Here is a 12,512-nt window from a genome sequence, read left to right on the forward strand (position 1 = left end):
TTCCTCGCTTTTTTCCTTCCCGAACTGAAATAAATTAGCGACCTGGCTGGTGGCTGGTTTATCATCAATATAATTAATACCACCAGGTTTATCCGTTTTATCCCTTTTCCTGAGGTTGATGTGCAGTTAACAAGTTTCACCGATTACGGATTACGTGCGCTAATCTACATGGCGTCACTTCCCGAAGGACGTATGACCAGTATTTCTGAGGTGACAGAAGTCTACGGCGTGTCCCGTAATCATATGGTCAAAATAATCAATCAACTTAGCCGGGCGGGCTTTGTTACTGCTATTCGAGGAAAAAATGGCGGTATCCGCCTGGGTAAACCCGCTAAGGATATTTGTATTGGTGATGTGGTTCGCGAGCTGGAACCCTTATCGCTGGTCAACTGTAGCAGCGAGTTTTGCCACATAACCCCTGCCTGCCGACTCAAACAGGCGCTTTCTAAAGCAGTGCAAAGTTTTCTCACGGAACTGGACAACTACACACTTGCTGATTTGGTTGAAGAAAATCAACCGCTTTATAAATTATTGCTGGTGGAGTGACGAAAATCTTCATCAGAGATGACAACGGAGGAACCGAGATGTCACAAGATCCTTTCCAGGAACGCGAAGCTGAAAAATACGCGAACCCTATCCCGAGCCGGGAATTTATCCTCGAACATTTAACTAAACGTGAAAAACCGGCCAACCGCGATGAGTTGGCCGCTGAACTCAACATTGAAGGTGAAGAACAGCAAGAAGCGCTGCGTCGTCGCCTGCGCGCGATGGAGCGTGACGGGCAACTGGTCTTCACTCGTCGTCAGTGCTACGCGCTGCCGGAACGTCTCGACCTGCTGAAAGGTACCGTTATTGGCCACCGTGATGGCTACGGCTTTCTGCGCGTTGAAGGCCGCAAAGATGACCTGTACCTGTCCAGCGAGCAGATGAAAACCTGCATTCATGGCGATCAGGTGCTGGCGCAGCCGCTGGGCGCGGACCGTAAAGGTCGTCGCGAAGCGCGTATTGTGCGTGTACTGGTGCCGAAAACCAGCCAGATTGTCGGCCGCTACTTCACCGACGCTGGGGTCGGGTTTGTCGTCCCGGACGATAGCCGCCTGAGCTTCGATATCCTTATTCCGCCGGAAGAGGTGATGGGGGCGCGTATGGGCTTTGTGGTCGTGGTTGAGCTGACCCAGCGTCCAACCCGTCGCACCAAAGCTGTGGGTAAAATCGTTGAAGTATTGGGCGACAACATGGGCACCAGCATGGCTGTTGATATGGCCCTGCGTACCCATGAAATCCCGTATATCTGGCCGCAGGCAGTCGAAAAACAGGTTGCCGGGCTGAAAGAAGAAGTGCCGGAAGAGGCGAAAGTTGGACGTGTTGATCTACGCGATCTGCCGCTGGTCACTATTGATGGCGAAGATGCGCGTGACTTCGATGATGCGGTTTACTGCGAGAAGAAACGCGGCGGCGGCTGGCGTTTATGGGTGGCGATTGCGGACGTAAGCTATTACGTCCGCCCGCCGACTCCGTTGGATCAGGAAGCGCGCAGCCGTGGCACGTCTGTCTACTTCCCGTCGCAGGTTGTCCCGATGCTGCCGGAAGTGCTGTCTAACGGATTGTGTTCGCTGAACCCGCAGGTAGACCGTCTGTGTATGGTGTGCGAAATGACCATTTCGTCGAAAGGTCGGTTAACCGGCTTTAAATTCTACGAAGCGGTAATGAGCTCCCATGCGCGTCTGACCTACACCAAAGTCTGGCACATGCTGCAGGGCGATCAGGAACTGCGCGAGCAGTATGCGCCGTTAGTGAAACATATTGAAGAGCTGCATAATCTCTACAAAGTGCTGGATAAAGCCCGGGAAGAACGCGGCGGTATCTCGTTTGAAAGTGAAGAAGCGAAGTTTATTTTCAACGCTGAACGTCGTATTGAACGTATCGAACAGACGCAACGTAACGACGCGCACAAGCTGATTGAAGAGTGCATGATCATGGCGAACATCTCAGCGGCGCGATTCGTTGAGAAAGCCAAAGAGCCAGCCTTGTTCCGTATTCACGATAAGCCGACGACCGAAGCGATTACCTCCTTCCGTTCCGTACTGGCCGAACTGGGCCTGGAACTGCCTGGCGGCAATAAACCCGAGCCGTGCGATTACGCTGAATTGCTGGAGTCGATTGCCGACCGTCCTGACGCGGAAATGCTGCAAACTATGCTGCTGCGCTCGATGAAGCAGGCGATTTACGATCCAGAAAACCGGGGTCACTTTGGTCTGGCGCTGCAATCTTATGCGCACTTTACCTCGCCGATTCGTCGTTACCCGGATCTCTCTTTGCACCGTGCAATTAAATATTTGCTGGCGCAGGAGCAGGGCCATAAAGGCAACACCACGGAAACCGGTGGCTACCATTATTCAATGGAAGAGATGCTGCAACTGGGCCAGCACTGTTCGATGGCCGAACGCCGTGCTGACGAAGCTACGCGCGACGTCTCTGACTGGCTGAAGTGTGACTTCATGCTGGATCAGGTGGGTAACGTCTTTAAAGGCGTAATTGCCAGCGTGACCGGGTTTGGCTTCTTTGTCCGTCTTGACGAACTGTTTATCGACGGTTTGGTGCATGTCTCCTCCCTGGATAACGACTACTATCGCTTTGACCAGGTTGGGCAGCGTCTGACGGGTGAGTCAAGCGGTCAGATGTATCGCCTGGGCGATCGTGTGGAAGTTCGCGTGGAAGCGGTCAACATGGACGAGCGTAAAATCGATTTCAGTTTGATCTCCAGCGAACGTGCGCCGCGCAATGAGGGCAAAACCGCACGCGAAAAAGCTAAAAAAGGCGATGCAGGTAAAACTACCGGTAAACGTCGTCAAATGGGCAAAAAGGTGAATTTCGAGCCGGACAGCGCATTCCGCGGCGAGAAGAAAGGCAGAGCCAAACCTCAGGCGGATAAAAAAACGGCTGAGAAGAAAGGCGATAAAAAAGCGAAAAAGCCATCGGCAAAAACGCGTAAAATCGCTGCCGCCACCAAAGCTAAACGTGCGGCGAAAAAGAACGTCGCACAATAACAGCCATAAACTGTAAGTCGGGCAACTATTATGTTGCCCGGCGTTACGCACAAACTATTAACGAGTACATTCATGAGTGAAATGATTTACGGCATCCACGCGGTGCAGGCTCTGCTGGAACGTGCGCCTGAGCGCTTCCAGGACGTCTTTATTCTCAAAGGCCGTGAAGATAAACGCCTGCTGCCGTTGATCCATGCACTGGAAGCGCAGGGCGTTGTCATTCAGTTGGCTAACCGTCAGTTCCTGGATGAGAAAAGCGAGGGTGCGGTACATCAGGGGATTATTGCGCGCGTGAAGCCGGGCCGTCAGTATCAGGAGAACGATCTGCCGGATCTGATTGCTGCGCTCGATCAGCCGTTCTTTTTGATCCTCGATGGCGTCACCGATCCGCATAACCTGGGCGCATGCCTGCGTAGCGCGGATGCTGCTGGTGTACATGCGGTTATCGTACCGAAGGATCGTTCCGCACAGTTGAATGCGACGGCGAAAAAAGTGGCCTGTGGCGCGGCTGAAAGCGTACCGCTGATCCGCGTAACTAACCTGGCGCGCACGATGCGTATGCTGCAGGAAGAGAATATCTGGATTGTGGGCACCGCTGGCGAAGCCGACCATACTCTCTATCAGAGCAAAATGACCGGACGTATGGCGCTGGTCATGGGGGCTGAAGGCGAAGGAATGCGTCGTCTGACCCGCGAACATTGTGACGAACTGATCAGTATCCCGATGGCAGGGAGCGTTTCGTCGCTAAACGTTTCAGTCGCGACCGGCATCTGCCTGTTTGAGGCCGTTCGTCAGCGCGGCTAATTCATTCTCAATTTCTCTCAAGCCATCCCCTGGGATGGCTTTTTTGTGACCTTCATCCCAGGCACTCTCTTGTCTGGCTGGCCATACTTAAGGCCACGGCCATTGACGGAGGGAAACACAATGCACTGGCAAACGCATACCGTTTTTAACCAACCTGTACCGCTCAATAACAGCAACTTATACCTGTCCGATGGCGCCCTGTGCGAAGCGGTTATCCGCGAAGGGGCGGGCTGGGACAGCGATGTGTTGGCGAGTATTGGCCAGCAGCTAGGTACCGCGGAGTCGCTCGAACTGGGTCGCCTGGCTAATGCTTTTCCACCCGAGCTTTTGCGCTACGATCCGCAGGGGCAGCGACTGGACGATGTGCGTTTTCATCCTGCCTGGCATTTGCTGATGCAGGGGCTGTGCGCCAACCGCGTGCATAACCTTGCCTGGGAAGACGAAGCGCGGCAGGGAACATTTGTTGCCCGCGCAGCGCGTTTCATGCTGCATGCGCAGGTGGAAGCAGGCACGTTGTGTCCGGTAACCATGACTTTTGCCGCCACGCCGCTGTTACTGCAGATGCTACCTTCACAATTTCACGACTGGTTTACGCCGCTGCTAAGCGACCGTTATGACTCGCATTTATTGCCGGGTGGGCAAAAGCGTGGGCTGCTGATCGGTATGGGAATGACCGAGAAACAGGGGGGCTCAGATGTGTTGAGCAATACCACCCAGGCGGAACGCCTCGCAGACGGCTCGTATCGGTTGGTGGGACATAAGTGGTTTTTCTCTGTGCCGCAAAGCGATGCCCATTTGGTGCTGGCGCAGGCAAAGGGGGGATTATCCTGCTTTTTTGTACCGCGATTTTTACCCGATGGTCAACGTAATGCTATCCGTCTCGAGAGGCTGAAAGATAAGTTAGGCAACCGCTCCAATGCCAGCTGCGAAGTCGAATTCCACGATGCTATTGGCTGGCTGCTGGGCGAAGAAGGAGAAGGTATACGCCATATCCTGAAAATGGGTGGTATGACGCGTTTTGACTGTGCGCTCGGTAGCCATAGCATGATGCGACGTGCCTTTTCCGTGGCGATTTATCATGCGCACCAACGACAGGTATTTGGCAAGCCATTGATTGAACAGCCGATGATGCGTCAGGTCTTAAGCCGAATGGCGCTCCAACTGGAAGGCCAGACCGCGTTACTGTTTAGGCTGGCACGGGCCTGGGACCGCCGCGCTGATGCCAAAGAAGCGCTGTGGGCTCGGTTGTTTACGCCAGCGGCGAAATATTCTGTCTGCAAAAGCGGGATGCCGTTTGTCGCTGAGGCGATGGAAGTATTGGGTGGGGTTGGCTACTGCGAGGAGAGTGAGCTGCCACGTCTGTACCGTGAGATGCCGGTAAACAGTATCTGGGAAGGCTCCGGCAATATTATGTGTCTTGATGTATTGCGGGTGCTGGCAAAACAACCCGGTATCTACGATATGCTCAGCGAAGCCTTTGCCGAGGTCAAAGGGCAGGATCGTCATTACGATCGGATGGTTCGTCAGTTGCAGCAACACCTGCGTAAACCCATTGAAGAATTGGGACGGGAGATTACGCAGCAGCTTTTCCTGCTCGGTTGCGGAGCGCAAATGTTGCGCTATGCCTCTCCGCCAGTGGCGCAGGCCTGGTGTCAGATGATGTTGGATACACGTGGTGGACGACGATTGTCTGAACAGGTACAGAATGATCTGCTGCTACGGGCAACGGGAGGATTACGGTAATAATATGCCTGATGGCGACGCTGGCGCGTCTTATCATTAAAGCAGGCCGGATAAGTTTACCCCATCCGGCAATCTGTTACGCATAGAGTATGGCCTGGACGCGCCAGTTATCGGGGTGCTGATCTTCATACATTTGAATGATCCGATACCATGAAGCACCTTGTTCATCCGCTTTTAACGCAACGACACGTTCTACATCCTGCGGATTTCCTGCAATGTTACTGACGGATATCAGCCCTATTTCGTTCAGGCCGGTAACACAGTCAGCACTGGCGAACTCGGCAGACTGCGCCGTAGTACCTACCAGTCCGGTAGAAAGCAGCAGTGAGGATAAGGCTAGTGATTGTTTCATCGTCAGCTCCATTATTCGTACCCCTACACACGGCAGGGCATTCCATCGCGATAATAAACCTCAAGCTTCCTGCTGTTGGTTTATTGTGCACAGGTAAACGCATAGGGGCGCAAAGCAATGTAAAGCTGACTAAATTTCAAACCAATGTTATTTACGATACAAAATCGCTTGTGAATACCATTGGCCTGTCACAATGGTCTCATCGACTAATAAGACCACATAATAATCAGCTTTTGCCGCGACGGCTTTGTCGCGGATTTCAGCCAGCGCATCATCCGGTGAGCCTCTTACCAGCGCGCTAACCGTCCCTATTCGCTGTAACCCATTACTCTGGTTACGGCGGATCTCCTGCGGGTGGTCGGCAACGGGCGGTGCGGGTTGCGGCGTCCCCTGTAGCACGCTACAGGCGCTTAAAAATAAAACCAGCAACAAAGAGGCAAACCGACGCATAACTCTATCTCGTTTCCTGATAGCCATAGTGTAGTGCCTTATTAATTTCCCTTTAGGGGAATGTTCCCGAATTGTTATCTCTCACGCGATTTTCGAATGAAAATGTTGCGAAAGCGTAACCCAGTTCTCAACATTATGAATCATTGTCGAACACATTCGCTTGCGTTAAGTATTGCTGCGTGGCATACCAGAAAGAAAGAGGCGACAAATGATCGAAATTGAAACACGACAGTTGGCGGGTATCCCTGTCCTGCACGCCGTTCCGGTTGGCAAACGCGCATGTTCACTCCCCTGTATTATTTTCTATCACGGATTTACATCATCCAGCCTGGTCTACAGCTATTTTGCCGTTGCTCTGGCTCAGGCTGGATTCCGGGCAGTGATGCCAGATGCGCCAGACCATGGTGCCCGCTTCAAGGGTGACGCACAGGGGCGGATATACCGCTTTTGGAACATATTGCAGCAAAACATGCAGGAATTTTCGACGTTACGTGCGGCGCTGGTGGCAGAAAATTGGCTGTCAGATGAACGGCTTGCCGTAGGCGGGGCGTCAATGGGGGGAATGACGGCCCTGGGCATTATGGCTCGTCACCCCGAGGTGAAATGTGTAGCCAGCCTGATGGGTTCGGGCTACTTTACCCGGCTTGCGCAGACGCTTTTTCCGCCTTTATTGGTCCAGACGCCAGAACAACAGGCTGCGTTTGATGTCCTCATCGCGCCGCTGGCCGAATGGGAAGTGACGCACCAGTTGCCACACCTGGCCGACAGACCGTTGCTACTATGGCATGGGCAGGAAGATGATGTGGTACCGGCTATGGAAACTTTTCGCTTACAGCAGGCGCTGATTCAGGCAGGTCTGGACAATAACCTGACCTGTCTGTGGGAAGCAGGCGTACGCCACCGCATTACGCCAGAAGCGCTGACTGCGACGGTGACGTTTTTCCGCCAGCACCTTTAAACGCGCATAATGCTTACACCCTGAGCTTCGAGCTGTTGCAGGATCTCAGGGTTCGCATTTTTGCCGGTAATCAGCATATCGATTTGATCGGCGCGGCTGAACAGCATCCCCGCGCGTTCACCGACCTTACTGCTATCGACCAACACCACCAGTTTGCCCACCACGTTAAGCATCTTCTGTTCCGCCATCGCGGTCAGCATATCGGTTTTATACAGTCCATCTGCGGTCAACCCTTTGCCGCTGGTGAACATCCAGTGCCCGGCATACAGGCTATTTTCACTACCTTGTGGGCTAAGCGTGATGGATTGGCTTTTGTTATATTGTCCTCCCATGATGATCACGCTCTCATGCTCCTGGTCGATCAAATAGTTCGCCAGCGGCAGATAATTAGTGATGATCTGCACTGGCTTGCCGCACATTTCACGTCCGAGCAGGAAGGCGGTCGATCCGCAGTTGATCACCACGCTTTCACCGGCATTCACCAGTTGAGAGGCCGCTTTGGCAATGCGAACCTTTTCATCGTGGTTCTGCGCCTGATGCAGATTCATTGGCGTCCAGCGCGGGCGCTGCTGAGTGATGGCTTCTGCGCCGTTACGAACTTTCTTGAGTTTGCCGCTTTCGTCGAGTTTGTTGATATCCCGGCGGGCTGTGGCGGGTGAAATCCCCAGGCGCTCAATTACGTTCTCAACGGTAACAAAGCCCAACTGCGCCAGCATATCCAGCAATATTTGATGTCTTTGTGCTTCAGTCATGAGCTATTCCGATACAAATTGATTTGAAAAGATGATATTTGAAATAGCCTGGAAATACTAAAGTAAATGGGGAAAAAATGCCGGGTTATGCCCGGCATTTGGTGTGAATCACAAGAAGGATTTAAACGGTAGATCCGGTTCAATCGTGAAACAGTCATCAAAGCCGCGTGGATAGTGATATTCAAAGTTATCTTTATCCAGCGGCCAGGTGAATTTGCCACCTACCTGCCAGATGAATGGCTTAAAGCCATACTTCAGCCGATCTTTTTTCATCTCCCACAGCACGCGTATTTCCTGAGGATCTGCCTGGAAATTTGACCAGATGTCATGATGGAAGGGGATGACGACTTTTGTATTCAACGCTTCGGCCATACGCAGCATGTCGGAGCTGGTCATCTTGTCGGTAATGCCACGCGGGTTTTCGCCATAGGATCCGAGCGCGACGTCGATCTGATGCTCATTGCCGTGTTTTGCATAATAGTTGGAGTAGTGTGAGTCGCCGCTGTGATACAGCGTGCCACCCGGTGTTTTGAACAGATAGTTAACGGCGCGCGCGTCCATACCGTCCGGCAGCACGCCCGCCGCTTTCTGATCGGCGGGAAGAGTAATCAACGCGGTACGATCAAAAGCATCAAGCGCATGAATTTCAATATCTTTCACTTTAACCACATCGCCGGGTTTTACCACGATGCAGCGATCTTTCGGCACGCCCCAGCCGACCCACAGATCCACACAGGTTTGTGGCCCAATAAACGGCACGTCGTCCGCGCAGTTCTGCATGACCGCAGCCGCGACATTAACGTCGATGTGATCGTTATGATCGTGCGTAGCCAGCACCGCATCGATCTGGCGAATCGCAAACGGATCAAGTACAAACGGCGTAGTACGCAGGTTTGGCTGCAGTTTCTTCACGCCCGCCATGCGTTGCATCTGGTGACCGGTTTTCATCAGCGGATTACCGTGACTTTGCTTACCTGTTCCGCACCAGAAATCGACGCAGACGTTAGTCCCGCCTTCCGACTTTAGCCAAATTCCGGTACAGCCAAGCCACCACATAGCAAAGGTGCCAGGTGCGACCTGTTCCTGTTCGATCTCTTCATTCAGCCAGCTTCCCCACTCCGGGAATGTGCTCAGAATCCATGATTCGCGCGTGATGCTTTTTACTTTACTCATCGCATTTACCTTCATGTTGGTTCAAGTTGAATCAAATTATGATTTATTTTGATTGATACTGACATCAATTTATCAAGAAGGCAATGCGTGGATTTTTCTGATTCCGTCGTAAAGCATCTATTACTCACAACGTAACGGGATGCTTTGTAGCAATCTATTTTTGTATTTTATTGTTTTTATGAGTTTTATTTTTTGCTCTATGAATGTTCCATAAAACCCTGGCTCGGGTAAGAGATTTATTTGCGTACTCCATCACATTTAATCAAATTCAATCTTGTTGTGATTACTTTTGAAAATTAGAGTGGGGGCACAACATCCTGAACATCTGTAATGAATGTTCAGCAACTTTGTCTACTGGAGATCGTTATGGAGATCCTCTACAACATCTTTACCGTCTTTTTTAATCAGGTCATGACCAACGCGCCGTTGCTGTTGGGTATTGTGACCTGCCTCGGCTACATCCTGTTGCGCAAAAGCGTCAGCGTCATTATCAAAGGCACGATCAAAACGATTATCGGTTTTATGCTGCTACAGGCGGGATCGGGCATTCTGACCAGCACGTTTAAACCGGTGGTGGCGAAGATGTCCGAGGTTTACGGTATCAATGGTGCGATTTCCGATACGTATGCCTCCATGATGGCAACCATTGAACGTATGGGAGACGCTTATAGCTGGGTAGGTTATGCCGTGCTGTTGGCGCTGGCGCTGAACATTTGTTACGTCTTGCTGCGGCGTATTACCGGCATTCGCACCATCATGCTCACCGGGCACATCATGTTCCAGCAGGCGGGCTTAATTGCGGTCTCTTTCTATATCTTCGGCTATTCCATGTGGACCACCATTATCTGCACGGCGGTGCTGGTGTCGCTCTACTGGGGGATTACCTCCAATATGATGTACAAGCCGACGCAGGAAGTGACCGACGGCTGCGGTTTTTCCATCGGCCACCAGCAGCAGTTCGCTTCATGGATTGCCTACAAGGTCGCGCCTTATCTGGGTAAAAAAGAGGAGAGCGTAGAAGATCTGAAACTGCCTGGCTGGCTGAATATCTTCCATGACAACATCGTTTCGACCGCGATTGTCATGACCATTTTCTTCGGGGCGATCCTGCTTTCTTTCGGCATTGATGTGGTTCAGGCGATGGCGGGGAAAACGCACTGGACGGTGTACATCCTGCAGACTGGTTTTTCGTTTGCCGTCGCGATCTTCATCATCACCCAGGGCGTACGTATGTTCGTCGCCGAACTTTCAGAAGCGTTCAACGGTATCTCCCAGCGTCTGATCCCGGGCGCGGTATTGGCGATTGACTGTGCCGCCATCTATAGCTTTGCGCCGAATGCCGTTGTGTGGGGCTTCATGTGGGGCACCATCGGCCAACTGATTGCGGTCGGCATCCTCGTGGGTTGCGGCTCTTCCATCCTGATAATCCCCGGCTTTATCCCAATGTTTTTCTCTAATGCCACTATCGGCGTGTTCGCGAACCACTTTGGCGGCTGGCGCGCGGCGCTCAAGATTTGTCTGGTGATGGGGATGATTGAAATCTTTGGCTGCGTCTGGGCGGTGAAACTCACCGGTATGAGCGCGTGGATGGGGATGGCGGACTGGTCAATTCTGGCGCCGCCGATGATGCAGGGCTTTGCCTCCATCGGCATCGCGTTTATGGCCGTCATTATTCTGATTGCACTGGCTTATATGTTTTTCGCAGGACGCACGTTGCGCGCTGAGGAAGACGCAGAAAAACAACTGGCAGAACACTCTGCTTAATAAGGAGTTCCGATTATGACCGTACGTATTCTGGCTGTGTGTGGCAATGGGCAGGGCAGTTCCATGATCATGAAGATGAAAGTGGACCAGTTTTTAACCCAGTCAAATATTGACCATACAGTGAACAGCTGCGCAGTGGGTGAGTACAAAAGTGAACTGAACGGCGCGGATATCATCATCGCCTCTACCCATATTGCCGGTGAAATTACCGTAACTGGCAATAAATATGTTGTTGGCGTACGCAACATGCTGTCGCCCGCCGATTTTGGACCAAAACTGCTGGAAGTGATCAAAGCGCATTTCCCACAGGACGTGAAGTAAGGATACGGCATATGAAATTACGTGATTCGCTGGCAGACAATAACGCCATCCTTCTACAGGCTGAGGCCAACACCTGGCAGGAAGCGGTAAAGCTGGGCGTCGATCTGCTGGTTAAGGCCGACGTGGTTGAACCGCGCTACTACCAGGCCATTCTTGATGGGGTTGAACAGTTTGGTCCGTACTTTGTGATTGCGCCAGGACTGGCGATGCCGCACGGGCGCCCGGAAGAAGGCGTTAAGAAGACCGGCTTTGCGCTGGTGACGCTGAAAACACCGTTGGTGTTTAACCACGAAGATAACGACCCGGTGGATATTCTGATCACGATGGCGGCGGTCGACGCCAACACGCATCAGGAAGTGGGCATCATGCAGATCGTGAATTTGTTTGATGATGAAGCCAATTTCGACCGTCTACGTGCCTGCCGCACCGCGCAGGAAGTGCTGGATTTAATTGATAACGCCACTGCGGCGGCTGTTTAAAAGGATACCGAAATGTCATTACCTATGTTGCAGGTTGCGCTGGATAACCAATCAATGTCTTCTGCGTATGAAACGACGCGTCTGATCGCCGAAGAGGTCGATATTATTGAGGTGGGCACCATTCTTTGTGTTGCTGAGGGCGTACGTGCCGTACGTGACCTGAAGGCGCTCTACCCACATAAAATTGTGCTGGCGGACGCCAAAATCGCCGATGCGGGTAAAATTCTCTCTCGCATGTGTTTTGAGGCCAACGCTGATTGGGTCACTGTTATCTGCTGTGCGGATATCAATACCACCAAAGGTGCGCTCGAGGTGGCGAAAGAATTTAACGGCGACGTACAGATTGAACTAACCGGTTACTGGACCTGGGAACAGGCTCAGGAGTGGCGTGACGCGGGTATCGGGCAGGTTGTCTATCATCGCAGTCGTGATGCGCAGGCCGCAGGTGTGGCGTGGGGAGAGGCGGATATCAGTGCCATCAAACGCCTGTCTGATATGGGCTTTAAAGTCACCGTCACCGGCGGTCTGGCGCTGGAGGATCTGCCGCTGTTCCAGGGGATTCCGATTCACGTCTTTATCGCTGGCCGCAGCATTCGTGATGCCGCTTCTCCGGTTGAGGCGGCGCGTCAGTTCAAACGTTCCATCGCCCAGTTGTGGGGCTAAGGAGCG

The 12,512-nt window shown here is 52.4% G+C and carries 13 protein-coding genes; 9 read left to right on the plus strand and 4 right to left on the minus strand.

Annotated elements, in window-relative coordinates:
- Positions 1-120 precede the first annotated feature (120 nt).
- The 4 genes from nsrR to OOJ59_RS13580 all read left to right on the plus strand — a co-directional run bounded on the left by nsrR (position 121) and on the right by OOJ59_RS13580 (position 5,594).
- Entirely contained in the window at positions 121-546 is a 426-nt protein-coding gene (gene nsrR, locus OOJ59_RS13565; RefSeq protein WP_038636528.1) for a nitric oxide-sensing transcriptional repressor NsrR, read from the plus strand.
- A 38-nt stretch (positions 547-584) separates the two neighbouring features.
- The gene (rnr, locus tag OOJ59_RS13570) at positions 585-3,047 is read left to right on the plus strand and encodes a ribonuclease R (protein WP_268063413.1); all 2,463 of its coding nucleotides are present in this window, start codon (positions 585-587) and stop codon (positions 3,045-3,047) included.
- A gap of 72 nt (positions 3,048-3,119) precedes the next feature.
- Positions 3,120-3,851, plus strand: a complete 732-nt coding sequence (gene rlmB / locus OOJ59_RS13575; RefSeq protein WP_038636534.1) for a 23S rRNA (guanosine(2251)-2'-O)-methyltransferase RlmB — start codon at positions 3,120-3,122, stop codon at positions 3,849-3,851.
- A gap of 120 nt (positions 3,852-3,971) precedes the next feature.
- Positions 3,972-5,594, plus strand: a complete 1,623-nt coding sequence (locus tag OOJ59_RS13580) for an isovaleryl-CoA dehydrogenase (RefSeq protein WP_038636537.1) — start codon at positions 3,972-3,974, stop codon at positions 5,592-5,594.
- A 76-nt stretch (positions 5,595-5,670) separates the two neighbouring features.
- Here OOJ59_RS13580 and yjfN read toward each other — a convergent pair whose 3' ends face one another.
- Positions 5,671-5,946, minus strand: a complete 276-nt coding sequence (gene yjfN, locus OOJ59_RS13585; RefSeq protein WP_077223936.1) for a DUF1471 family protease activator YjfN — start codon at positions 5,944-5,946, stop codon at positions 5,671-5,673.
- A gap of 147 nt (positions 5,947-6,093) precedes the next feature.
- Entirely contained in the window at positions 6,094-6,423 is a 330-nt protein-coding gene (gene bsmA / locus OOJ59_RS13590) for a biofilm peroxide resistance protein BsmA (protein ID WP_038636544.1), read from the minus strand.
- A 181-nt stretch (positions 6,424-6,604) separates the two neighbouring features.
- Here bsmA and yjfP point away from each other — a divergent pair, with 181 nt between their 5' ends.
- A complete protein-coding gene (gene yjfP / locus OOJ59_RS13595) occupies positions 6,605-7,354 on the plus strand; it encodes an esterase (protein WP_160955487.1) in 750 nt (249 codons plus the stop codon).
- On the opposite strand, the gene ulaR is transcribed toward yjfP, so the two are convergent.
- Entirely contained in the window at positions 7,351-8,106 is a 756-nt protein-coding gene (ulaR, locus tag OOJ59_RS13600) for an HTH-type transcriptional regulator UlaR (RefSeq protein ID WP_042312798.1), read from the minus strand. The genes yjfP and ulaR overlap by 4 nt on opposite strands.
- Positions 8,107-8,214: 108 nt before the next feature.
- Positions 8,215-9,279, minus strand: a complete 1,065-nt coding sequence (ulaG, locus tag OOJ59_RS13605) for an L-ascorbate 6-phosphate lactonase (RefSeq protein WP_038636551.1) — start codon at positions 9,277-9,279, stop codon at positions 8,215-8,217.
- Between the two features lie 366 nt (positions 9,280-9,645).
- Between ulaG and ulaA the strand changes: the two genes are divergently transcribed.
- The 4 genes from ulaA to ulaD are packed head-to-tail and all read left to right on the plus strand — an operon-like array spanning position 9,646 to position 12,506.
- A complete protein-coding gene (ulaA, locus tag OOJ59_RS13610; RefSeq protein ID WP_038636554.1) occupies positions 9,646-11,043 on the plus strand; it encodes a PTS ascorbate transporter subunit IIC in 1,398 nt (465 codons plus the stop codon).
- 15 nt (positions 11,044-11,058) lie between these two features.
- Positions 11,059-11,364 (plus strand): PTS ascorbate transporter subunit IIB, encoded by a 306-nt coding sequence (gene ulaB / locus OOJ59_RS13615; protein WP_001577590.1) that lies wholly within the window; start codon positions 11,059-11,061, stop codon positions 11,362-11,364.
- An 11-nt stretch (positions 11,365-11,375) separates the two neighbouring features.
- The gene (ulaC, locus tag OOJ59_RS13620; RefSeq protein WP_038636563.1) at positions 11,376-11,843 is read left to right on the plus strand and encodes a PTS ascorbate transporter subunit IIA; all 468 of its coding nucleotides are present in this window, start codon (positions 11,376-11,378) and stop codon (positions 11,841-11,843) included.
- 12 nt (positions 11,844-11,855) lie between these two features.
- The gene (ulaD, locus tag OOJ59_RS13625; RefSeq protein WP_032940270.1) at positions 11,856-12,506 is read left to right on the plus strand and encodes a 3-keto-L-gulonate-6-phosphate decarboxylase UlaD; all 651 of its coding nucleotides are present in this window, start codon (positions 11,856-11,858) and stop codon (positions 12,504-12,506) included.
- Positions 12,507-12,512: the final 6 nt, after the last annotated feature.

It is taken from the genome of Citrobacter sp. W9, from assembly GCF_026719375.1.
Lineage (GTDB): Bacteria > Pseudomonadota > Gammaproteobacteria > Enterobacterales > Enterobacteriaceae > Citrobacter > Citrobacter werkmanii.

Coding starts and splice junctions, on each gene's coding strand:
- rnr (WP_268063413.1), top strand. CDS start 585: ATGTCACAAGATCCTTTCCAGGAACGCGAAGCTGAAAAATACGCGAAC.
- rlmB (WP_038636534.1), top strand. CDS start 3,120: ATGAGTGAAATGATTTACGGCATCCACGCGGTGCAGGCTCTGCTGGAA.
- OOJ59_RS13580 (WP_038636537.1), top strand. CDS start 3,972: ATGCACTGGCAAACGCATACCGTTTTTAACCAACCTGTACCGCTCAAT.
- yjfN (WP_077223936.1), bottom strand. CDS start 5,946: ATGAAACAATCACTAGCCTTATCCTCACTGCTGCTTTCTACCGGACTG.
- bsmA (WP_038636544.1), bottom strand. CDS start 6,423: ATGGCTATCAGGAAACGAGATAGAGTTATGCGTCGGTTTGCCTCTTTG.
- yjfP (WP_160955487.1), top strand. CDS start 6,605: ATGATCGAAATTGAAACACGACAGTTGGCGGGTATCCCTGTCCTGCAC.
- ulaR (WP_042312798.1), bottom strand. CDS start 8,106: ATGACTGAAGCACAAAGACATCAAATATTGCTGGATATGCTGGCGCAG.
- ulaG (WP_038636551.1), bottom strand. CDS start 9,279: ATGAGTAAAGTAAAAAGCATCACGCGCGAATCATGGATTCTGAGCACA.
- ulaA (WP_038636554.1), top strand. CDS start 9,646: ATGGAGATCCTCTACAACATCTTTACCGTCTTTTTTAATCAGGTCATG.
- ulaB (WP_001577590.1), top strand. CDS start 11,059: ATGACCGTACGTATTCTGGCTGTGTGTGGCAATGGGCAGGGCAGTTCC.
- ulaC (WP_038636563.1), top strand. CDS start 11,376: ATGAAATTACGTGATTCGCTGGCAGACAATAACGCCATCCTTCTACAG.
- ulaD (WP_032940270.1), top strand. CDS start 11,856: ATGTCATTACCTATGTTGCAGGTTGCGCTGGATAACCAATCAATGTCT.